20 protein-coding genes are annotated in these 22,857 nt (G+C 53.4%); 10 read left to right on the forward strand and 10 right to left on the reverse strand.

Annotation, left to right across the window (positions count from 1 at the left end; translation table 11 throughout):
* Positions 1-27 precede the first annotated feature (27 nt).
* The 3 genes from ACCI49_RS02985 to ACCI49_RS02995 all read right to left on the reverse strand — a co-directional run bounded on the left by ACCI49_RS02985 (position 28) and on the right by ACCI49_RS02995 (position 4,793).
* Positions 28-1,290 carry a L,D-transpeptidase family protein gene (locus tag ACCI49_RS02985; protein WP_371837489.1) on the reverse strand — a complete coding sequence of 421 codons (1,263 nt, stop codon included), beginning with the start codon at positions 1,288-1,290 and terminating at the stop codon, positions 28-30.
* Between the two features lie 181 nt (positions 1,291-1,471).
* Positions 1,472-3,433, reverse strand: a complete 1,962-nt coding sequence (locus ACCI49_RS02990) for a L,D-transpeptidase family protein (RefSeq protein WP_371837490.1) — start codon at positions 3,431-3,433, stop codon at positions 1,472-1,474.
* Between the two features lie 433 nt (positions 3,434-3,866).
* Positions 3,867-4,793: an NRDE family protein gene (locus ACCI49_RS02995; protein WP_371837491.1), complete on the reverse strand. Its 927-nt coding sequence runs from the start codon at positions 4,791-4,793 to the stop codon at positions 3,867-3,869.
* Here ACCI49_RS02995 and lgt point away from each other — a divergent pair.
* The 10 genes from lgt (at position 4,792) to ACCI49_RS03045 (ending at position 13,355) form a co-directional block, all read left to right on the forward strand.
* Positions 4,792-5,643 carry a prolipoprotein diacylglyceryl transferase gene (lgt, locus tag ACCI49_RS03000; protein ID WP_371837492.1) on the forward strand — a complete coding sequence of 284 codons (852 nt, stop codon included), beginning with the start codon at positions 4,792-4,794 and terminating at the stop codon, positions 5,641-5,643. The two genes, ACCI49_RS02995 and lgt, sit on opposite strands and share 2 nt — an antisense overlap.
* Positions 5,644-5,649: 6 nt before the next feature.
* Complete coding sequence (locus ACCI49_RS03005; protein ID WP_371837493.1) at positions 5,650-6,483, forward strand: thymidylate synthase; 834 nt, start codon at positions 5,650-5,652, stop codon at positions 6,481-6,483.
* 12 nt (positions 6,484-6,495) lie between these two features.
* Complete coding sequence (locus ACCI49_RS03010) at positions 6,496-7,005, forward strand: dihydrofolate reductase (protein WP_371837494.1); 510 nt, start codon at positions 6,496-6,498, stop codon at positions 7,003-7,005.
* A gap of 287 nt (positions 7,006-7,292) precedes the next feature.
* A complete protein-coding gene (locus tag ACCI49_RS03015) occupies positions 7,293-8,075 on the forward strand; it encodes a DUF3450 domain-containing protein (RefSeq protein WP_371837495.1) in 783 nt (260 codons plus the stop codon).
* Positions 8,072-9,442 carry a MotA/TolQ/ExbB proton channel family protein gene (locus ACCI49_RS03020; protein ID WP_371837496.1) on the forward strand — a complete coding sequence of 457 codons (1,371 nt, stop codon included), beginning with the start codon at positions 8,072-8,074 and terminating at the stop codon, positions 9,440-9,442. Before ACCI49_RS03015 ends, ACCI49_RS03020 begins: the two co-directional genes overlap by 4 nt.
* A gap of 14 nt (positions 9,443-9,456) precedes the next feature.
* Complete coding sequence (locus ACCI49_RS03025) at positions 9,457-9,984, forward strand: MotA/TolQ/ExbB proton channel family protein (protein WP_371837497.1); 528 nt, start codon at positions 9,457-9,459, stop codon at positions 9,982-9,984.
* Positions 9,985-10,099: 115 nt separating this feature from the next.
* On the forward strand, positions 10,100-10,498 hold the full coding sequence (locus ACCI49_RS03030) for an ExbD/TolR family protein (protein ID WP_371837498.1): 399 nt from the start codon (positions 10,100-10,102) through the stop codon (positions 10,496-10,498).
* 5 nt (positions 10,499-10,503) lie between these two features.
* On the forward strand, positions 10,504-11,121 hold the full coding sequence (locus ACCI49_RS03035) for an energy transducer TonB (RefSeq protein WP_371837499.1): 618 nt from the start codon (positions 10,504-10,506) through the stop codon (positions 11,119-11,121).
* A gap of 11 nt (positions 11,122-11,132) precedes the next feature.
* Positions 11,133-12,485 (forward strand): tetratricopeptide repeat protein, encoded by a 1,353-nt coding sequence (locus ACCI49_RS03040; RefSeq protein WP_371837500.1) that lies wholly within the window; start codon positions 11,133-11,135, stop codon positions 12,483-12,485.
* Positions 12,486-12,710: 225 nt separating this feature from the next.
* Complete coding sequence (locus ACCI49_RS03045; protein ID WP_371837501.1) at positions 12,711-13,355, forward strand: energy transducer TonB; 645 nt, start codon at positions 12,711-12,713, stop codon at positions 13,353-13,355.
* A gap of 49 nt (positions 13,356-13,404) precedes the next feature.
* Here ACCI49_RS03045 and ilvD read toward each other — a convergent pair whose 3' ends face one another.
* The 7 genes from ilvD to ACCI49_RS03080 form a co-directional block, all read right to left on the reverse strand.
* Positions 13,405-15,240: a dihydroxy-acid dehydratase gene (gene ilvD, locus ACCI49_RS03050; RefSeq protein ID WP_371837502.1), complete on the reverse strand. Its 1,836-nt coding sequence runs from the start codon at positions 15,238-15,240 to the stop codon at positions 13,405-13,407.
* 126 nt (positions 15,241-15,366) lie between these two features.
* Positions 15,367-16,689, reverse strand: coding sequence for an amino-acid N-acetyltransferase (gene argA, locus ACCI49_RS03055; RefSeq protein ID WP_371837504.1), 1,323 nt, complete (start codon positions 16,687-16,689; stop codon positions 15,367-15,369).
* Between the two features lie 107 nt (positions 16,690-16,796).
* On the reverse strand, positions 16,797-17,960 hold the full coding sequence (gene argE / locus ACCI49_RS03060; RefSeq protein WP_371837505.1) for an acetylornithine deacetylase: 1,164 nt from the start codon (positions 17,958-17,960) through the stop codon (positions 16,797-16,799).
* Positions 17,938-18,816 carry a carboxylate/amino acid/amine transporter gene (locus ACCI49_RS03065; protein WP_371837506.1) on the reverse strand — a complete coding sequence of 293 codons (879 nt, stop codon included), beginning with the start codon at positions 18,814-18,816 and terminating at the stop codon, positions 17,938-17,940. Before ACCI49_RS03065 ends, argE begins: the two co-directional genes overlap by 23 nt.
* A 193-nt stretch (positions 18,817-19,009) precedes the next feature.
* Positions 19,010-20,710, reverse strand: coding sequence for a thiamine pyrophosphate-binding protein (locus ACCI49_RS03070; RefSeq protein WP_371837507.1), 1,701 nt, complete (start codon positions 20,708-20,710; stop codon positions 19,010-19,012).
* A 171-nt stretch (positions 20,711-20,881) separates the two neighbouring features.
* Positions 20,882-22,156: an inorganic phosphate transporter gene (locus tag ACCI49_RS03075; protein WP_371837508.1), complete on the reverse strand. Its 1,275-nt coding sequence runs from the start codon at positions 22,154-22,156 to the stop codon at positions 20,882-20,884.
* A gap of 10 nt (positions 22,157-22,166) precedes the next feature.
* Entirely contained in the window at positions 22,167-22,844 is a 678-nt protein-coding gene (locus ACCI49_RS03080; RefSeq protein ID WP_371837509.1) for a TIGR00153 family protein, read from the reverse strand.
* Between the last annotated feature and the right edge of the window lie 13 nt (positions 22,845-22,857).

Raw genomic sequence — 22,857 nt, forward strand, 5'->3', positions numbered from 1 at the left:
AATGCATTTTCGTGATGGCATCGGTCGCTAACCACGGTTTAACCCCGCCTTGGGGGTGTCACGCTGGTAAATGTCTGGGCGGAACTGTAACTGTCCGTGCTCATCCACCCACGCGGTCCAGTAGGCAATATAAACCGGTAATGGGTTCTTAAGCTCTACGCCGTGGGTGCGGCCGCTCATCAGTGCCCGGTCGATACGTGCAGTATTCCAGCGGTTTTGCTGCTCCAGCATCATCCGGGCAAATTTCAGTGGTTTTTCCAGACGAATACATCCGTGGCTGAAAGCGCGCTGGGACTTTTTGAACAAGTGTTTGCTATTAGTATCGTGCAGGAAGATCGCATGGCGATTGGGAATCACAAACTTGACCCGCCCCAGTGCATTGCCTGGCCCACCTTTCTGCTGCAGGGTCACCTTGCCACGGCGTACTCCAGCGACATTGCCGCGGGTGAAAGGCACAGCCCTGCCGCGGTGGTTTACCAGTCGGTAGCCTTTGGCGCTCAATGCGGAGCTACCTTTGGGCAGCAGTTCATATAAAGCGATACTTGGTGGCACCCGCCACACCGGATTGAATTCCAGCCTTGTCATACGTGTGGCCAGTTGCGGCGTTTTGTGTTTTGGCTTGCCCACTACCACTTTCATACGAAATTGCTCGCGGTCGCCCTCAATTAAGCGCAGGTTGAACTCTGGAATATTGACGATGATATATCGCGGCCCCAGATCTTTGGGAAGCTGCTCCCAACGCTTGAGGTTGGCGCTGAGGATGCGAGCGAGTTTTGCTGGGTTGGCATTGAGCCGGCTGCGGGTGCGTTCGTCCACCAGTCCATCGTCTTTTAGCCCGTGACGCCGCTGAAAACGGCGCACAGCCTGCTGTAGAGATTTGTCATAGGTGTCGGCATCCAGTGCACTTTTCTGATCGGCGCCTACAAAGTCGCTTGGACGGTAATCCCCATACAACATGAGCAGGCTGCGTAAGTGCGAGACTCGTGCACTGCGGCTTCCCGGCGTTATGGGCTGGCCAGAGGGGAGGGGCTTCCATTGGTCCCCCTCGGCCAGGGCACGATAGCGCGCCAGCTCCTCTTTGAGCAACACGTATTGCCGGCCATAGGGGGAGAAAGGGTCAGTGCCAGATATATTTTTATCTGAGTCACTATCCCCAGGGGCATGCGGTGCAGCTGTGACTGAGGACACCCCGAGGCCAAGTGCTGCGACCAACACTGCAATCATGACACCGCTTTGCCATTTGGCTTCGTGGGAAATGTGCGTGTGCGGATGAAAATTGCCAGCACCCATAAGTCACCCCTGTAAGCAAAATAGAATCAGGAAAACTGATCGCTCTGCTCAACATTGGTAACTTGTGACTGAGCGGCCCTTAATAATTTTGGGGAATGGGAGGGGGAGACTCACTTCTTAAAAAGTATACAGAGGGGACTCAGGGGAAGCTAAGGGCGACCAATAGGTCGCCCAAGAGGGCTCAGAATTGGTTGTCTGTGAGTCCGTCTTTCCCGTAGATATCCGGGCGGAAGTTCAGCTTACCCTGTCCATCCACCCAGGCGGTCCAGTAGGTGATGTACACCTTGACCAATTGTCTCAGATCTACCTCGGTGGTTTGATCACCGATCGTAAGTTTGTCGATACGCCAATGGTCCCAATCTCCCTGAGGACGCAGCAGTGCTTCAGCGAGGTGACGCGGCTTCTCTAGGCGAATGCAGCCGTGGCTGTAGTCCCGGTCCGTCAGGGAGAAGAGGGTGCGCGCGCGGGTATCGTGGAGATAGACGTCATGTTTGTTGGGAATTTCAAACTTTACTCTGCCGAGCACGTTCTCCTCTCCGCCCATCTGACGCATCAGGTACGATCCTGCTCCAGCTGCGGAGAGATTCTGGGCTGTGAGTGGCAGGTGTTCACCACTGCCGCTGACCACGCGGTACCCCATATTTTCCATTCCAGAGGGATTCTTGCGAGCCTTGGGCAGAATTTCATTCACCAGGATACTGCGAGGCACTGTCCAGGTAGGGTTGAATACCACCTTGCTAACTCGCGTGGTAATTTCTGGTGTCGCATGTTTTTTCTTGCCCACAACAACATTCATGGCCAGCTTCACCCGATTATTCTCCACATACTGGAGGCGGTAGGCGGGGATGTTCACCTGGATAAAGCGCTCCCCAAGGTTGGCTGGTAGCTCTTCTCTGCGGTGAATATTCATCTCCACAATTTTCGCTCGCGCGGCAGGGGAGAGGTTGAGTCGTTTGCGTGTGCCACGGCCCACAATACCATCCGGCTTGAGTCCATGGCGCTTTTGGAAACGTAAAACCGCCTCGTGCAGGCCGCGGTCAAACCTGTTGGGATCGGCACCGCCATAACGGTAGCGGCCATGATAGTCACCGTACAGGGAGAGCATATCGCGTAGGCGGCTCACATGGGGGTGGCGTGCCCCCATGGTCATTGCGGGCCCTGGGGGAATAGGGCGCCAGCGTCCGCTGGCCGAGATTTTGCGCAGTCGCTCCAGCTCACTCCTCAAGGCATAGGCATCACTGCCATAGGGGGAATTCTCCGCTAAAAATGGGCCTTCGCTGTTCTTTGATGGGGTAATCGTTCCTATGTCGCGGTTACTGGTATTGCGGCCCTGATTGTAATAAACCCGGCTACCGCTGGCTCCAGAGTTACTGCCGGGGTTATTTTGGTAAGAGCTGAACCGTGACCGGTTGGAATTGCGAGCTGAATTGGAAGAGCCAGAGTAATTGTGATCGCTGTCGGAATGGTAATCCCGGGAATAGTGGCGACTGCGCGGCGTGCTGCCGATAATCCGCGCCCGGTCATAACCGCGAAAGTATTTGCGTCCCCGAGGTTCACTCGAGGCCTGATTGGACGGCTGGGCTAGGGCGACCATACGAAAGCCCTGGTCATCGTGAAACACCGGGGTAATCCCGCGGCGCGGGCGGCTCTTGGGGCTGATTCGATCCAGTTGGGTATCAAGGGCATAAGAGACAAAAGCATCGGTGAGCAGGATATCCAGAACCGCAGCCATCTGCAGGCGCTGGGGCGTATCCCGTAGGGTGCGATCGAAATAGCCCAGGTGATAGCGGTAGTCCACCATGCTACTGGGATTGCCTGAGCTGGCTGCAGTTAGTTGTTTCAGCAGGTCGTTGGCACTGTCACTCAGGTTGTAGTTATCGAACCACAGAAGACGGTAGTCTGTGCGCTGGTAAATTCGGCGTACAGCGGCGGGGTTGAATATGGGGTCCTGAGCTGGCCAGGCGTCGGGGTCTTCCTCCAGCCAATGTACCAGGTGAGGTCTTACAGCGTTTTCCGGTAACACTGGAACCGTTTTCTGATTGGCGGTAAAGGCATAATAAAGAATGGAGACACAGAGGGTGCCAAGAGTCAGCAGGGGCAAAATGGATTTGCGTTTGCGGTGATTTGGGTTGAAATAAGACATGGTACCTCAGCGATACAGCAGGGGCCCGGTGTTGTCTTGTGGATAATGCCGGGCGCCAGATCGTTCATACCTTCCCAACCTGTGGCGAGCCCATCCAGAAACTGTTTGGTGTCCAGCGTTATCTCGCACTTGTCATGCGTCCCGCGTGACCTCCTTTACTTAGACCGCAATTGGCGCCGCGCTTGCGCAAAACTCAACCAATTCCAGCCTGTGAAACTAAGTATGGCAATAAATGTGGAAATTGCTTGGCGTTTCCTTCTTTTAAGATTAGGCACCAAGGAAAAAAGCGACGTACTATCAGAAAAATCCCGAGGTACATGTGTTCATACTGCAAATGGCTCGGCTAAGGAGGAGATGCTTGTGCGATTAGATACGACTAATTAGCCCCGCAGATTCCTAATAACCGCCAGAATTTTCAGGTTTTTTTGTTACCTTAGAGCGAAGGGAGGGAAAAGTGACGCAGTGGTCCCTGTAACTTGCCCCGCTCAAATGTCTGCTCCCAAAAATGGCTGAACCCATTGCGGTTAATAGCGATTATTGTACTGGCACGAGTGCCATATCCACCTTCGGTGTCACTTGTTGCAACATTGACTGGCATAAAATCCTTTCTGGAGTCTATCTGCACAAATATTGGCGACAGCGCACGTTCGAGGGGCAGGCCAATTCCGGTATGGGGGAGCTCAGTGTCTGCGGCTCTCTGCCTGTCCTGAAGCGCTTCCAGTGCTGGTTTTACAAAGTTTTCTTCGGAGAGCGGACCTTTTATGCTCTGTACAATGCATTCGAGTCGAGCCTTCCCTTTTTCGACCTTGGGCCATGGGGCATCTGGCGCACCATTGGAAATGCCGTGAATACCTGGAGTAAATAAAAAGGGGGCATGGCGATTGCCGGCGCAGGCGAGCGGTTGGGAGGCACTCAGGTCAAAGAGCAGCGCATTAAAACCGCGGTAGCGAGGTCCCTGTAGATTCTCGGCAAACTGCTCGGGGCTGCTATTTCCAGTTAGGAAATCCAATGGAATTTCCCCGCGGGTTAAGGCCTGATCTGGTTCGGCGGTTCCGGGCTCGCGAATATTGGTTACTGCAGCGACCCTCCCACGGAGCATGCCAACCCAAGTGCCGCCGGCCTGTAAATCGCGTCCGGCTACCAGGCCACTCTCTTTCCAGGGTGCAGCGGGAGCCGTGGGGCGAGTGTAGAATTCATCCCGGTTGGCGATTAGCAGCAGAGGGTATTCCCGATGGCAGCGGTAGGCAAACAACAGTAGGCACATAGCGGTTTCCGGGCGATGGGGTTGGGCGCACCCCTTTCGCTGTGAGGCGCTTTGCGCCCATAATACGCGTTTTGCCAACAATCTCGATTGCCCCATGCTGACTTATCCAGAAATCGACCCGGTGGCCATTGCTATAGGCCCGTTAAAAGTGCACTGGTACGGGCTCATGTACCTGTTCGGTTTTATTGCCGCCTGGTGGTTAGCGTTGCGGCGGAGTACCAAGCCCTGGTCCCCGGTGATTAAGTCGGAGGTTGAGGACCTCATCCTCTACTGCGCCATTGGTGTTGTGGTCGGTGGGCGGATCGGCTACATGTTTTTTTACAATCTGCCGGAATTGATAGAAAACCCCTTGGCCCTGCTCAAAGTATGGGAGGGCGGCATGAGTTTTCACGGTGGATTGGTGGGGGTAATGCTCGCCACTACCCTTTACGCCCGTAAGATTGGCACAACCTTCCCTACACTAATTGACTTTGTCGCCCCGTTGGTGCCCATCGGATTGGGTCTTGGGCGCATGGGTAACTTTATAGGGCAGGAGCTCTGGGGGCGGCCGACTGAGGGCCCCTGGGGCATGGTATTTCCCCAAGATCCGGACTTGCTGGCAAGGCACCCCTCACAGCTTTACCAGGCATTTCTCGAAGGGCTAGTACTCTTTGCTGTGCTGTGGTGGTTCTCAAGTAAGCCGCGCCCGCGCCTTGCAGTTGGTGGCATGTTTGTCCTGCTATACGGAATATTTCGCTTCCTGGTGGAGTTCGTACGGGAGCCAGACGGCCATATCGGCTTTGACCTGTTCGGTTGGATGACCCGCGGACAGCTTTTGAGTCTACCGATGATTGTGGCCGGCATAGTGCTACTGGTGTGGAGTTACCGTACCCAGCCGCTGCCGGAGGGCCGTGGCGGCAAAAATGGCAATAAAGAAACGCGTTCCCAAGTTAATGGCGGAGCATAGTAATAGATGAAGCAGTACCTCGATCTAATGCGCCATGTGCGCAAAAATGGCACAGAAAAAGGTGACCGTACAGGCACTGGTACTCTGAGCGTTTTTGGCTATCAAATGCGCTTTGATCTCGCGGAGGGTTTTCCGTTAATTACTACGAAAAAGTGCCATTTGCGCTCGATCATTCATGAACTGCTGTGGTTTTTGCAGGGGGATACCAATATTCGCTACCTGCAGGAAAACAAGGTGCGGATCTGGGATGAGTGGGCTACAGAGAATGGTGATTTGGGGCCCGTCTATGGCCACCAGTGGCGCTCCTGGCCCACCCCGGATGGACGCCAAATTGACCAGGTAGAGCAGTTGGTACATCAGTTGAAAACCCGCCCGGATTCCCGCCGCCTGATGGTCAGTGCCTGGAATCCCGCGGATCTCCCCGATGAAAGTGTTTCACCCGCAGATAACGCCCGCGAAGGGCGCATGGCACTCGCGCCCTGCCACGCGCTGTTTCAATTCTATGTGGCGGATGGCAAGTTGTCCTGCCAGTTGTATCAGCGCAGCGCGGATATCTTCCTTGGCGTGCCTTTCAATATCGCCTCCTACAGCCTGCTAACCCTGATGTTGGCTCAAGTGTGTGGTTTGCAGGCCGGTGAGTTTATCCATACCTTTGGTGATGCGCACCTCTATTCCAACCACTTGGAACAGGTCGACCTCCAGTTACAGCGAGAGCCCAAGCCTCTGCCAAAGATGCATTTGAATCAGGCGGTGAAAGATTTATTTGCCTTTCGATTTGAAGATTTTGAGCTGCAGGACTATGAGGCCTATCCGCATATCCCGGCACCGGTTGCGGTTTAAGGGGGCGTTACCATGGATATCTCTATTGCCCTGATTGCGGCGGTGGCGCGCAATGGTGCCATCGGCAAAGACAATGGGCTACCCTGGCGCCTTTCCGGTGATTTGCAGTTCTTCAAGCGCACAACCATGGGCAAGCCTGTAGTGATGGGGCGCAAGACCTATGAATCCATTGGCCGGCCTCTGCCCGGTCGAGCCAATATCGTGATTACCCGCAACAAAGACTGGCAAGCCGATGGTGTCGAGGTGGTGGATTCCCTGGAGGCGGCCCTGGATCTCGCCCGTGAGCGCGCTGCGCAAACGGGAGCCAAAGAGCTGATGGTAATCGGAGGGGCGCAAATTTACCGTCAGGCACTGCCCCTGGCGGCACGCCTTTACGTTACTGAGGTGGACACTGAGGTGGAAGGGGACGCCTTTTTCCCCGAGATTGATGGCTCATGGGTCGAAGTGATGCGGGAGTGTTACCCAGACTCAGACAAGAATGAGTACAACTACGCATTAGTTCAGTACGACAGATTTAAATAAAAACAATTTGATTAAAAGTTGATCAATCTGTTAAATTCTGCGACAGCCTACACAGGGAACTCCGCCGCCAATGTGTGCAAGTGACTCGGTTTTGTTACCTGGTTGTTACCTTGCTACCCATGCGGGCCGATGCTGGCAATCGGCATTTGAATAATCAAATCGGCTGTTTACAATGTGCGGCTCTTAGCTGTCTTCTAACCAATGTTTTTAAAACAAAAGGACACCGCGTTGTGGCAGCTAACTCATCGCGACCATGTTGTGAAATATTGAACCCACTGGGGGGTCTAATGAAAACCAAGCGATTCATGGCTGTGGCGCTGACCACTGCGCTGTCTGCCGGCGCGCTCTACGGCAGCGTAGCCACTGCGGATACTCTCGATAACGTACTCGCCGTCGGCCAGCAGAAAACCACTGCGGCCCAGGCATCGCAAAAACGCATCGACAAGATTGCCGAAGAAACCAGCAGCCTGCTGCAGGACTTCAAGGTGGTCAATAAAGAAATCGATGGTCTGCGCGTATACAACCGTCAGCTGGAAAAGCAGCTGGCCAACCAGCTCGAAGTGATCAACGAGCTGGATGAGTCCATTGCTAACGTCACTGTAATTGAACGTCAAATCCAGCCGCTAATTCTGCGCATGCTGGAAGGCCTGGAGCAGTTTATTGAGCTGGATGCCCCGTTCAAATTGGACGAGCGTATGGCCAACCTTGAAGGTGTAAAGAACAATATGGACCGTTCCGATATCACTGTAGCGGAGAAATTCCGCCAGGTGTTGGAGCTGTACAACTTCGAAGCGGAATACGCGCGTAAGATTGACACTTACGGCGATTCCCTGAACGTCAACGGCCAGGAGCGTGAAGTCAACGTGCTGCAGATTGGCCGTGTTGCCCTGCTGGCTCAGACTACCGACTCTACGATCTCTCTCGCCTACGATAACGGCCAGAAAGCCTGGGTTGAAATTGATGCTGGCGAATATCGTCGTGCCCTCATGAATGGCCTGAAGATCGCCAAGAAACAGGCCACTATCGACATCATGACCATGCCGATCTCGGCTCCGGAGGCAGTGCAATGAAATCCTCTATCGCCAAGCGCGTATTAGTTGCAGCAGCGGCTGGCCTGATCAGTTTCTCTGCTGTCGCCCAAGACAAAGCCACTTCCCTCGACGACCTGCTGAGTAAGGTTAAGCAATCCAAGATTGCCGAGTCCAAAGAGCACAAGCAGCGTGAGGATGAATTCCGCCGTCAGAAGGCCAATCAGCAGTCCCTGCTGAAAAAAGCCAAAGATACCCGTACCGCTGAAGAACAGCGCTCTGCTGAACTGGAAAAGAAATACCAGGAGCAGGAAGTCGCCGTAGACCAGAAGCGTCAGCAGTTGGATGAGCGTATGGGCTCCCTGAAAGAGCTGTTTGGTCACATGTCCTCTTCTGCCGCTGATTTGCGTGCGAATATCGGCTCATCCCTGGTGTCGGCTCAATATCCTGGGCGTACTGAATTTATCGATGGCCTGCTGGCCAAAATGAGCACTGCTACCAAGCTGCCGACCATCGAGGAGATCGAGCGTCTGTGGTTTGAGATTCAGCGTGAAACCGTTGAATCTGGCAAAGTTGTTAAATTCAACGCAACTGTGATCAAGCCCAGCGGTGAAAAAGCCGAGCAGGAAGTTGTCCGTGTTGGTAACTTCAACCTGGTTTCCAACGGCAAATACCTGGAAATGAACAACGCCTACAAAATGGCTGAGTTAATTCGCCAGCCGGATGCCAAGTTCCAGGGTATGGCGGAAAGCTTGCAGGCTTCGACCTCCGGCTTTAGCGCTTTTGGTGTTGACCCGACTGGTCCTACCGGTGGCTCTTACCTGAAAGCCATGATCAACAGCCCGGATCTTGTGGAACGTTGGCACCAGGGTGGCATCGTCGGATATATTATTTCGGCAGTCGGTATATTCGCTATGTTGTTGGCTATCTTCCGCTTAATCGTATTGACTGGCGTTGGTGCGAAAGTAAATGCCCAGCTGCGTTCTGCTACTCCGAACACAAACAACCCTCTGGGCCGTGTATTGGCGGTTGCGGAAGAGAACAAGGGTGTAGATGGCGAGACTCTTGAACTGAAGATGGAAGAAGCCGTACTGAAAGAGCGCCCCGCGATCGAATCCGGCCTCAACCTGCTGAAAATCATCGCCATGGTGGCTCCGCTGCTGGGTCTGCTGGGTACCGTTACCGGTATGATCATCACCTTCCAGGCAATCACCATCTTTGGTGCTGGTGAGCCTAGAGCGATGGCGGGCGGTATTTCCTCCGCATTGATTACCACAGTTCTCGGCCTGATTGTAGCCATCCCAACTGTTCTGATGCACACCGTTGTAAACGGTCGCGCCAAGCGGGTCCTGCACATTCTGGAAGAGCAGAGTGCTGGCATCGTGGCAGAAAACGCCGAGCGTAAATAAGAGGAGGCGGCAACATGCACGCATTAATCGACGCATGGGCCGCCGTCAACGCCTTTATGGCGTCGGGCGGGCCAGTACTGTTCCTGATCGCCGGCCTGACCTTCTTTATGTGGACGCTGATTTTTGAGCGGGTCTTCTACTTCAACAAAGCGTTGAAGGAAGATGTTCAGGGTGCGGTAAACCAGTGGGAGGGGCGCAGTGAGCGCAACTCCTGGGGTTCGCACCAGATCCGCTACGCGATGATCTCCCGGGTATCCGAGAAAATTCAGGACAATATGGACTTGATCCAGGCCTGTGTTGCCCTCGCGCCCCTGTTCGGGTTGCTGGGTACGGTCTGGGGTATGATCAACGTGTTCGATGTTCTTGCGATCACAGGTGGTGGTGACGCTAAGCAGATGGCCAGTGGTGTATCCATGGCGACTATCCCGACGATGGCGGGCATGGTTGCGGCCCTCTCCGGTGTATTTGCCAATACCTACCTTACCCGTAAGGCAGAGCGTGAGACACAGCTGCTGGAAGATCATCTGACGATGGATCACTAAGCACACATCAGCGAATAGGCGAGCTTATTTGCTGTGAAGGTTTAGCCAACCAGAAATTTTCGCCGGGGGTGCTCCCTGAGAGCCCTCCGAGGGAAAGTTCGCTAAGAGAGTTGCTATGAGCAAAAGACAAAATACGGCAGAAGAAGCTGGAGCGATTGACCTCACGCCCATGCTGGACGTGGTGTTTATCATGCTGATCTTCTTTATCGTCACCGCGACCTTTATTAAAGAGCCGGGTGCTGATGTTGAGAAGCCGGATGCGACAACCGCTGAACTCAAGGCCGCCTCTATTCTGGTAGCGATCAACGAAAGTGATGAGATCTGGATTGCCAAAGATAAGGTTGATGAGCGCCAGGTAAGAATCGTCCTAGAGCGCCTCTACTCGGAAAACCCGAAAGGGTGGTTGGTAATTCAGCCCGATAAGGAAGCCAGTATTGAGAAGATTGCCCTGATTGCGGAAGCAGCCAGGAAGATCGGTATCAAGAAAGTTTCGGTCGCGACAGAAAAGAGTTAACAGCTATGAACCCGGTAAGACTTCTTGGGGCAGGTGCGTTGGCGGTAGCCACTACCTTTGGCCTCATCTTCACCATGCATCAGCTGATTGAGGCAAACATGAAGGCTCCAGAGGATAAGGAGCAGTTCAAGGTTGCCGATGTGGTGATGCCTGAGCAGAAGATCGAAACACAATACGATACAACCAAGCCGGTAAAACCGGAAGAGCCGGAAACGCCTCCGCCGGAGATGCCTGAGCCTGAGTTTGAAGACCCGAATGTTGATACCAGTATCAGTGTTGCGGCTCCGCGAGCGAGTGGTGGCGTTAAGCTGTCGGGCTTCAGCTTTGGTGAGGGTGATTATCTGCCTATCGTTAAGGTGCAACCACAATATCCCCGCCGCGCACTTCAGCGTGGTCTGGAAGGGTATGTGATTGTTGAGTATACGGTGACTACTAACGGTTCTGTACGTGATCCGATTGTCATTGAAGCTTTCACCTTGAATGGTAAGCCGACCACTGTTTTCAATAGGGCCGCGCTTAAGTCTGCATTGAAGTACAAGTACAAGCCGCGGGTAGTCGATGGCAAGCCGACTGAAGTCCCCAACGTGAGGACCAAGATCAGCTTTAATATGGCTGAGAAATAAGGGGAAGCACTATGAAGTTGACAAGCATTACAAAAAGTTTGTCCAAGCTCGCGCTACGCACTTCAGTGGCGCTACCCCTGGTTCTGGCACCGGCGGTTAGTGTTACCGTGCTCGAGGCAGCGGGTGTTTCCGCACCTTTCGCCTCGGCACAGGCGCAGGAGCAAAAAAAACCCAGTAAGCAGAAGACCCGTAAAGTTCCAGCGATGCGCGAAGTCGCATACAAGAAGCTGGAAAAGGCCCAGGAAGCTGCAGATGCAGAAGATTGGGCGGGGGCTCTTGCCGCACTTAAAGACATGGACGCCAGCAAGAAGAGGTTTAACGGCTATGAAATAGCCCAGATGTATAACTTCTTCGGTGTTGTTTACTACAGTACTGAGCGTTACAAGGAAGCGATTCCCTATTTCAAGAAAGTGCTGAATCAGGGTGAAAAAAACCTGCCAGTAGCTCTTGAGGTGGGTACCCTGTTTACTCTGGCTCAGCTGTACTTTGTAACCGAGGACTACAAGCAGGCGATCAACTACCTGAATAAATGGTGGAAGGTTTCAGATCGCATTACTGCGGACTCTTATGCGTTGCGCGCCCAGGCCTACAATCAGACCGGTGACCAAAACAAGGCCCTCGCAGATATCAACGTAGCGGTATCCATGTACGAGAAAGAGGGCAAGGTACCTAAGGAAGGTTGGTACGGACTGCAGCAGTACATTTATTTCGAGCGCAACGACTACAAGAAAGTAGCCGGTGTTCTGGAAAAACTGGTGAAGCATTATCCGAAGCCTGTGTACTACAAAACACTGGCTGCTATGTATGGTGAGCTGAAGCGTGATAAAGACCAGCTGCATATGATGGAAGCGGCTTATATTGCCGGTGCTTTGGAGAAGGATAAAGACCTGCTGAACATGGGCTATCTCTTTATGGGGCATGAAATGCCTTATAAAGGCGCTAAGGTGATTGCCAAGGGCATCAAAGAGAAGAAGATTCCGCGTACAGCGAAGAATCTGGAAACTCTGGCCCAGGCTTACCAGATGGCTCAAGAGTTGCAGAAAGCGATTCCACAGTTGGAAGCTGCTGCCAGTTTGTCTGACAAGGGTGAAATCTACTCGCGCCTGGCCGGTATCTACCTGGATCTGGACCAGAATGAGAAAGCCATTTCTATGGGTAAGAAAGCCCTGCAAAAAGGTAAGATTAAACGGGTGGACTCTCTGCATGTTGTAATGGGTATGGCTAATGCCAACCTGAAGCGCTATGACGCAGCCCTTACAAGCCTTAAGAAGGCCGCGAAAGATGAGCGTTCGGAGAAGTTTGCCAAGCAGTGGATATCCTTTGTTAAAGGTGAACAGGAGCGTGAAAAGCAGCTGGCAATTTAACGCTTAACTACTTTTCACTCTTTGAAAAAGCCGTACAGAAATGTGCGGCTTTTTTTATGCTCCTTTCCCTTTTTCTGGCGATATAAAATGTTGATGCGGCCTGTATTAACGAACTATTTGCATTTTCCTGTGAGTTGGCTAATGATTAGAGTCAGCTGATCAGCTTTTTCCATTTCGGTATTTTTAGTGCCGCTTTTACACCCTAATAATAATAGGAGAGGTGTTATGGATAGAGTTTATCCGGCAATTTCCAACCCCTTATTTTTCCAGCGTCATTTATTTACAGCCTATGCGAAGGGTTTGGCTTATGCTGCCTTAATTACCCTGGGGTTGATTTTTCTTATGAGCCAGCTGGTTGCGAGTGATATCGAAGAACCAAAGTTGAACACTTTGCTTCCGATTAAGCCGGTTCATATGCCCAAGAAGGTGATAGTTACTCAGAAGTTTGAACAACCTGAACCACCACAGGTAGTGATTGAACAACCGAAAACAAGAGTTTTGGATCCCGAAATCACCCCGGTTAATACGACCTTAACGATCGGTGCGCCTACTCCGACTAGTACAACCCCTGTTTTGGTATCGCGTGATCCCGTACCAGTGTATAAGCCCTCTCCCCGCTACCCTAGTGCGGCGATGCGAAGAGGGATTGAAGGGTATGTAATTGTTGAGTTCACGGTGACTAAAACAGGTGCGGTACAAGATGTTCGAGTTGTCGGTGCGTTTGACAGCGTTGGTAATCCCACCAGGATATTCGATCGTTCAGCACTTGCCGCAGCTGAGCGTTTTAAATATCAGCCCCAAGTAGAGGATGGAAAGCCTATAGAGCGCTATGGGGTTCGCAATCGCATTACCTATAAATTGGCTGAGTAAAATGAAAAAACGGCCCTGCAGGGCCGTTTTTCTGGTTTGTGATTCTTGGTTAATCGATTTCCCGTACTGCGCCCCGGTCAGCACTGGTTGCCAGTAATGCATAAGCTTTTAGGGCCTTACTGACTTTACGGGGGCGTTCTTCACTAGGTTTCCAGGCTTTCTTTCCGAGCTTGGCTATTTCCCGGCGCCGTTTATCAAGCTCGTCTTCACTGACTACGATCTCTATCTTCCGTGCGGGAATATCGATACGTATTGGATCGCCGTTTCGTACTAGAGCGATATTGCCACCGGATGCTGCTTCTGGGGATACGTGGCCAATAGAGAGGCCGGATGTCCCTCCAGAAAAGCGTCCATCGGTAATCAACGCACAGTGCTCTCCCAGTCCCATGGATTTCAGGTAGCTGGTGGGGTACAACATCTCTTGCATGCCGGGACCGCCTTTGGGGCCCTCGTAGCGCACGATAATGGCGTCGCCCTTGCGCACTTTGCCTTCGAGAATATGGGAAACCGCCTCTTCCTGGCTTTCAACCACATGAGCTGGTCCCTCAAAATGCCACAATGCTTCATCCACGCCCGAAGTCTTTACGACACAACCATTGGGAGCCAAGTTACCAAACAGAACCGCAAGCCCCCCCTCAGAGGAGTAGGCGTGCTCGGCAGAGCGAATACAGCCGCGCTGGCGGTCAGCATCCAGAGTGGACCAGCGACAGTCCTGGCTGAACGCCTTTTGGGTGGGAATACCTGCAGGCCCCGCGCGATAGAATTCGAGTACAGATTGGTCGTCTGTACGACAAATATCCCAGCGAGCCAGGGCGTCAGCGAGTGATCCGCCGTAAGCTGTTGGCAGGGAGGCATCGATAAGCCCCGCGGCTTCCAATTCCCCGAGGATAGCCATAACACCGCCTGCACGGTGCACATCTTCGATGTGGTATTTTTCGGTATTGGGCGCTACCTTGCACAGTTGGGGTACTTCACGGGAGAGACGATCGATATCTTCCAGAGTGAACTCAATTTCACCCTCCTGAGCAGTTGCCAGCAGGTGCAGGACGGTATTGGTGGAACCTCCCATAGCAATATCCAGTGCCATGGCATTACGGAAGGCGGTGCGATTGGCGATATTGCGCGGTAGGGCGCTCTCGTCATCCTGCTCGTAATAGCGCTTGGTCAGGGCTAGGATCTCGCGGCCAGCGCGCAGGAATAACTCCTTGCGGTCGGCGTGGGTAGCCAGCATGGTGCCGTTTCCCGGCAGCGATAGACCCAAAGCTTCGGTCAGGCAGTTCATGGAGTTGGCGGTGAACATACCGGAGCAGGAGCCGCAGGTGGGGCAGGCGGAGCGTTCGTACTCGGCCACTTCTTCGTCGGAGGCGGTGTCTGTGGCGGCGATGACCATCGCATCCACCAAGTCGAGTTTGTGATCTGCCAGCTTGGTTTTGCCTGCCTCCATAGGCCCACCGGATACAAAGATCACCGGGATATTGAGGCGCAGGGCGGCCATCAGCATGCCCGGAGTGATCTTGTCGCAATTGGAGATACACACCAGGGCATCGGCACAGTGCGCGTTGACCATATATTCCACCGAGTCGGCGATAATCTCACGACTGGGCAGGCTGTAGAGCATGCCATCGTGGCCCATGGCGATGCCATCGTCCACTGCGATGGTGTTGAACTCCTTGGCGACCCCGCCGGCCCGTTCGATTTCCCGCGCAACCAGTTGTCCCATATCTTTCAAGTGTACGTGACCGGGTACAAACTGGGTGAAGGAGTTGGCGATGGCAATGATGGGCTTGTGGAAATCTTCGTCTGTCATGCCGGTGGCGCGCCACAGGGCACGGGCGCCGGCCATATTGCGACCGGCGGTAGAAGTACGGGATCGGTATCTGGGCATGGTGCGGGAATCCGGCTCGATAAGTAAGAGCGACATCCTAGCAAAAAAAGGCGATTTCAGGGATGATTTCGCGCATCCCGGTTTGACCGCACATTCGAATAGGATAAATATTTCGGGTAGTGCAATTTATGAAGGGTTGGCAATGGTAAGGCATTTGCGCAGAATCCGCGAGTTGCGCTGGATGTTGTAAAGGGATTTACGCGAAGCGGGCAGGTCGCTGATAGCTATCTGTTCGAACCCCTGCTCGATAAACCAGTGCTCTGCCTGGGTGGTAAGCACATAGAGTTCACCAATATTGAGAGTGCGCGCTTGGCGCTCTAAATGGCGCATCAGTTTGGCGCCGCGCCCGCCACCACGGAACTCCGGATGGCTGGCCACGCAGGCGATCTCTGCGGTGAACGTTGTATTGTTGTCCTCGTTGATCGGATAGAGTGCGGCACAGGCCACTGGGGTGCCATCAACTTCCACCAGAGTGAAGTGCTCTATTTCGGCTTCAAGTTTTTCCCGTGAGCGACGCACCAAGACCCCCTGTTTCTCCAGGGGGCGAATTAGACCAAGAATTCCGCCGACATCGGTGATCCGAGCGCGTCGTACCACTTCATAGCTATCCCGATAGATCATGGTACCGGCACCCTCGCGACGAAACAGCTCTTGGATCAGGACGCCACTCTGGCGATAGCTGAGCAGGTGGGTACGGGCGATTCCGGAATTACAGGCGCGGATAGCACATTGCAGGGCTTCACTTTGAATCTTTGCGGCAGCCTGTTCGGCCTGCACAATGCTGAGTTCGTGCACCGGGTTGTTGTCCAGGGTTAATTGGGCTGGTTCGCGGAACAGCACCAGCTTTTCGGCGTGTAGGACGCGCGCGGCCTCAGCGGCTAGGTCGAGGTAATTGATATTAAACAGCTCACCGGTCAGAGAGGTGCCCAGCGGGGAGAGCAATACCAGAGCACCCTGGTCAAGGGCTTGCTCTATGGTATTTACTTCCATTCGCCTGACGGTGCCTGTCCAGCCCAGGTCCACCCCATCCAGTACTCCACAGGGGCGGGCTGTTACCAGATTGCCCGAGATGACCTTCAATGCGGAGCGGGCCATGGGGGAGTCGGGAAGCCCCTGGGAAAAGGCAGCCTCGATCTCGAAACGCAACCTGCCTACGGCGGCCTTGATGACCTCAAGGCTTTCGCGATTGGTGATCCGGTTATTCTCGTGAAAATGGCTCTCGATACCTTGTGCTCTCAGTGCGCGATTCACCTGAGCCCGGGCGCCATGCACGACCACCAGGCGAACGCCGAGGCTGGCAAGCAGTGCCAGATCGTGTACCAGATTGCGGAAATTGGCTTGCTCCAGGGCATCGCCAGGAATGCCAATGACCAGAGTACTGCTGCGCAGGTCGTTGATATAGGGTGCCGCGTGGCGGAACCAATTGAGGGAAGCGTTATCGTCGCTCACTAATACGTTACCATCTGTTGAGGTGCTTGCCGGTTGATGGGCAAAGCCTGCCGAAATTCTGCCTGTCCCAAGTGTGATCCGAAGCCTTGAGGCCTATTGCGCAGCTGTCAGACACAGAAGCGGGCAATCAGGCTGCGCAATATCTCCACCATTGGGTTGATACGGTCGAGGCCAAGGTATTCATCCGGTTGATGGGCTTGGTCTATATCGCCGGGGCCGAGCACGATAGTGTCAATATTCATACTCTTCAAGTAGGGTGCCTCGGTGCAAAAGGCAACACTTTCTGGGCTGTGACCTGTCAGCTTTTCTGCTACCTTGAGGAGTTCGGAATTTATATCCTGCTCAAATGGTTCGGTACTTGGGCACAGTGGAGCTAAATCGATATGGATCTTCTTGTCCTCGATACAGTTCTGCAGGCGGTTATTTAATTCTGCGCGCAGGTCAACAGGGTGCATGCCTGGCAGTGGGCGTATATCCAATTGCAATTCAGTTGAGCCACATATCCGGTTGGGGTTATCGCCGCCGTGTATACAGCCTAGATTCATAGTAGGCACGGGAATTTCAAATCCCGGATTATTGTACTTTTGCTGCCATTCTCCACGCAAAGATAACAACTCACCGATAACCGTGTGCATGGCTTCCAGAGCGCTGGCTCCAAGGGTGGGGTTGGAGGAGTGGCCGGATTGCCCAGTAATTCGCACAGCTTCCATCATTATCCCTTTATGCATACGAATTGGACGCAAACCCGTAGGTTCCCCAATGACAGCAAAGCGTCCGAGAGGTCGCCCGGCCATGGCTAGAGCACGTGCTCCAGCCATGGAGCTTTCCTCATCGGCCGTGGCTAAAATCGTTAATGGTCGGCGTAGCGGTTTGTCGGCGAAGGACTTGGCCGCTTCAATAGCGAGGGGAAAGAAACCTTTCATATCGCTGGTACCCAGCCCGTAGAGACGATTCTCGCGCTCCTGCAACTTGAAGGGATCTGACTGCCAGCGCCCCTCGTCGTAAGGTACTGTATCGGTATGTCCGGATAGAATCAGGCCGCCATTGACATCTGTACTTCTGCCCAGGGTAGCGATCATATTGGCTTTATTGGGGTTATCAGGTATTGGCATCAACTCCACTTTAAAGCCTAGAGTTTCCAGCCAGGTTGAAAGTATTTCCAATACTGGGAGGTTTCCCATATCCAGTGCTGGATCAACGGCACTGACGCTTGGGCAGGCAATCAGTTGGCGCAGCTGGTCATTGAGGTCAGGTAGTGTGGTACTTGCCATGGTGAATCTCCCTTTGCTTGTTACGCCATTCATTGAGCATTACGGCAGCAGTGAGCACGCCTCCCCCGATCGCAAGCTTTACGATATCGGCGTCGCGATTCCAGATTAACAGATTCACCAGCAATCCCATGGGAATCAGGGCATTATTCATCGCTGCCAGGGTTGCGGCAGAGACCTGGGTGGCACCTTTATTCCATAGGAAATAGCCAAGCCCTGAGGCGGCCAGTCCAAGCCAAAGCAGTATTCCCCACTGTACTCCATTCTGTGGGTAGTGGGCTTTTCCGAGCAGTATCCAGGCTGTCACGGTGACCAAACTGGCGCCGAGGAAAAACCAACCAAAAGTCTGCCTGGGTGCCAGTCTCTGCTGACGTCGCATAAACTGCTTGTAGGCCACCTGGCCCAGTGCAAAGCACAGGTTTGCTCCCTGAACAACGGCAAATCCACTCCAGTAATCGCCATCTGGCGAGTCCCAACGAATAACGGCTGCGCCGGAAACTGCGAGCAAGGCGACCATCAGGTTCCAAAGAGACAGCCGTCGCTCCAGTAAGTCATACAGGAGTGTGATGTATAAAGGCGTAAAAATTGTGAATAACAGTACTTCTGGAACACTCAGCAAAAGGAACGACTGGTAGTAAAAAAGGTACATTATCCCCAGCTGTATTCCGCCAATAGCCATCAGTGTCACAGCGCTACGAGTATCTGAATCCCGCCATTGTAGTAGGGGCAGGAATACCAAAGATGCCAGCAGTACGCGGGTCATTGCGGAAAAGTAACTGTCCACCTGGCCTGCCAAGTAGATACCGATCAGGCTGAAAGAAAAGGCCCAAAGGAGTGTGACAACGATCAGCAATGGCATTGGGAGCGGCCTGATACTTAAGTGCTGTAGCACTGTTATTTGAGGAGAGGGGCATCTTACTGACGTAGCGGGCAATTGGAAGCTGGGGTGAGGATGAGTCGCTAATGCTGGCAAATGTCTGCAGCCTGGGCATCGGGAACCTCCTCGCATTAGCCGTCGAAATCAACTTCCAGCTATATGGTGTTTTCCAGTTTTACATGCTCCGGTTTTCGCGGCTGTTATTTCTCGCTACCTGGTTGCCCCAGCGTAACAGATTTACATTGCAGTCGTTGCGGTCGATGATTACCTCAATCAAGCATAGGCCCCTGCGGCTTTTAGCTTCCTTGATTGCCTTGTCCAGCTCCCCCTCTGTGCTCACTTTACAGCCCCAGGCATCACCTTCCCCAGCACTAAAAACTTCAACCAACTGGGCATAGTTCCAGTTTTTTATCTTGTTATAGGGACCATCGTGGATTTCCACTTCAATGGTGTATCCCCCGTTGTTGATCAGGAAAATGATAGGGTCAACCTGATAGCGGATCATGGTGGAGATTTCCTGTGCAGTCAGCTGGAAGGAGCCGTCGCCGATGCAGGAAATTAAACGACCTTTACTCATACCCAGTGCATAGCCCAGTGTCGCTCCCACTGACCAACCGATGCTCCCATATTGCATCTGGATTTCAAACTCTGCACCTTCCGGCAATGACAGTTCCATGCCATTAAACCAGGAGTCTCCGGTTTCTACTAAAAGCGTACTTTTGCGGTCCAGCAACTTTTGAATGCGCGCAAATAATTGTCGGATGCCTAACGGGGTAGCAGGTTTGCCCGCTCGTGGAATATGTTTGGGGCTGCTGACTCTGCGATAGGCTTTGAGTGCGGCATTGTTGGCTTTGAGTCGCCCTTCAAGAGCCTCGAGTAAGTCATTCATATGCACATTGCTGTAACAGGTCTCCCCGAGTTGTACTGAAGCGGGGTGGCAGATAATTGCCCGGCTTTTTTCATATCCGAGTTGGTGCCCAGTAGTTGTATAGTCAGTGAATTGTGGGCCGGCGAACAGTAGTGCATCAGAAGTATCGACAATTTCGCTACAACCCGGCGTGCTTACTGGACCCCAGTAGATGCCCATAAAGTTATCGTGGGTTTCAGATACCATGCCTTTGGCATCTGGCATGGTGGCGAGACCATAGTTACAGTTTTGTGCCAGCTCGTGCAAGGCGCCACGAGCATTGGCTGCTCGGATTTTACTGCCTGCGATGAGTACCGGCCTCTCAGCCGCATTCAGGAAATCAGCGACATGTTCGGCTGCGGCGGCGAGAGAGTCGGGATCACTGGTGACACGCCGTGCGAAGCCGCGAGGGATAGGTGCAGAAGTGTGAGCACCGGCTACGTTTGCAGCGATCTCAATGTATACCGGCTTGCGACGCAGCATCGCCGTGTCAATGGCGCGATCAATGGCGGCGGGTGCCAGTGAGGGGTGGTGGATAATCACGGTTTCGGCGGTAACACGTGAATACATTTCCCGCTGGTAGCGATAGTCGACCTTACCCAGGGTGTGGTGCAAATACTCCCATTCTGCTTCCGAGTTGGTGTTTGGCCCCCCGGAGATAGCGATTAAGGGTAGGTCCTCGGCATAGGCTCCAGCAACCGCGTTGATCATACTCAACCCGCCGACAGAAAAAGTGACCACAGCTGCCGATGGTCCACCCGTGGCACGGGCGTAGCCATCGGCGGCATAGCCTGCATTCAGCTCATTACAGCAGCTGATCATTTTCAGGTCCTTGTGCATCAGCAACTGGTCCAGCAATACCAAGTTGTAGTCACCCGGGAGGGTGAAATAGTGCTGGACACCTGCATCCTTTAATCTCTGAGCCAAGTAAGTTCCGACAGTCCATTGGCAAGTGTTTATCGTCTTCATTGCGACAGGATGTGATTGACTGTGAGGGCTGGAATTTGTATGGGAAATATTGAGCAGGCAATCTGGCCCTGCGTTGCAATAGCTTAGACTAGTTATGAGGGTGGTATATCAGGGGCAATAAAAAAGGGAAGCTTAGGGCTTCCCTTTTCGGCAAAAACACAAGCTGGGAAATCAGCCGAACGCAGCCTTGAAGATATAGAAGAAGATAATGGCGATGCCGGCACCTGCGGGCAGGGTAACTACCCAGGAAGCCGCGATAGTGGTGATCATACGCAGGTTCAGTGCGCCGATACCGCGCGCTAAGCCGACCCCCAGTACTGCTCCTACCAGTGTATGGGTGGTGGAAATTGGCAGGCCGGTTCCCGAAGCCAGAACCACGGTGGCGGCGGCACCCAGCTCGGCGGCAAAGCCTCGGCTTGGGGTCAGTTCGGTTATCTTTTTGCCGATGGTTGCCATTACCTTGAAACCATAAGTGGCGAGGCCAACTACGATACCCAACCCACCCAGGAGTAGTATCCATGAGGGCATGGTGGCTTTGGCAGTTACCGCACCGCTTTGGATAGTGTTCACAACGGCGGCGAGGGGGCCTACAGCGTTGGCCACATCGTTGGAGCCGTGGGCGAAGGCCATGGCGCAGGCGGTGAAGATCATCAGGATGGCGAATACTCGCTCTACATTGGCGAAGCGGTTTTCGGATTCCGCAGAGGGGTCGCGCTGAACCCGCTTGAGCATCGCGATACCGATGCCGGCTACTATCAAGCCTGCAATGGCAGCAATACCTGCGTCCTGAACAAATGTCAGTTTAATATTGGCGTCCTTCAATACATGTTTCAAACCTTTGGTCAGGGTGACCATCGCGATCATCCAGCCCACAGCGAACATGTAAAAAGGGATGTAACGCTTGGCGTTGGCAAAGGGGTCCTCGGTATCGAGGATCAGGCGCTGAACACTGCGGAACAGTAGGAAGGATATGGTGCCGGCCAACAATGGAGAAACCACCCAGCTGGCTACAATACTGCCCACTTTGCCCCAGGCTACAGCTTCAGCGGAAATGCCCACTGCGGAAAAGCCGACGATGGCACCAACAATGGAGTGGGTGGTAGATACTGGCCAACCGAGGAGGCTGGCTACCAGTAGCCAGGTACCAGCGGCGAGCAGAGCGGACAGCATGCCGTACACTAGTAACTGGGGCTGTGAGGAAAAGACTTCTGAATCGATGATGCCTTTGCGTATGGTTGCGGTAACTTCTCCGCCCGCCAGATAAGCGCCGGCAAACTCGAAAATCATGGCGATTACGATCGCCTGTTTGATAGTCAGTGCGCCGGAGCCTACTGAGGTGCCCATGGCATTGGCGACATCATTTGCACCAACGCCCCAGGCCATAAAGAAGCCCGCGACAATGGCCAGAATCAATAAAATATGGCCGTATTGACTAAGAATTTCCACGTTGAACCCCCTAACGTGCCAACAACAACTGCAAACGGTTACCCACGCTGTGGGAGCGATCGGCTAGTTCGCCGATCCATTCAATGATTCGGTAGAGGAATATCACATCTACCGGCGGTAAGTCTTTTTCTATGGCAAACAGGGACGCGCGAATCTCAATTTCAAGCTTGTCTGACTTGCGTTCCAGTTCGTCAAGTTCTTCAGTCATGCGTTTGGCGATGGTGACTTCACGCCCAGCAAAACCACTTTCCAATAGCTCATCCAACTCGTTAATGGCACGCAGTGCCTGGGAGGAAGTGGCTACGGCACTCTCGACGAAGGTTGCCATTAGCGGTTGCAGGCTTTCTGGGATCTGCATCTTCCTGCCAATCGCCAACCCAGCGATATCCTGAGCGGTATTCGCCACCTCGTCTTGGGCGTGTAACAGCTCAAGCAGGTCAGATCTGGAGACCGGCATAAACAGGCTGTCTGGCAGGTGCAGGCGCAGATCTCTCTTGATGTCATCGGCGCGGTTCTCTGCAGCAGAGATACGTAATTGAATCTGTTCTGCCTCTTCCAGATCACCTTCAATCAGCGCATCGAAGAACGGAATCAAATCGGCGGAAGCCTCGTGGGCCGTAGCCATATGCTTTTCGATCGGCTTGATCGGAGAGCGGCCAAACAGATTGGCAATATTTGACAGGGCCATGGTTAGCTCCATT

The sequence above is a fragment of the Microbulbifer epialgicus genome (assembly GCF_041447265.1).
GTDB lineage: Bacteria > Pseudomonadota > Gammaproteobacteria > Pseudomonadales > Cellvibrionaceae > Microbulbifer > Microbulbifer epialgicus.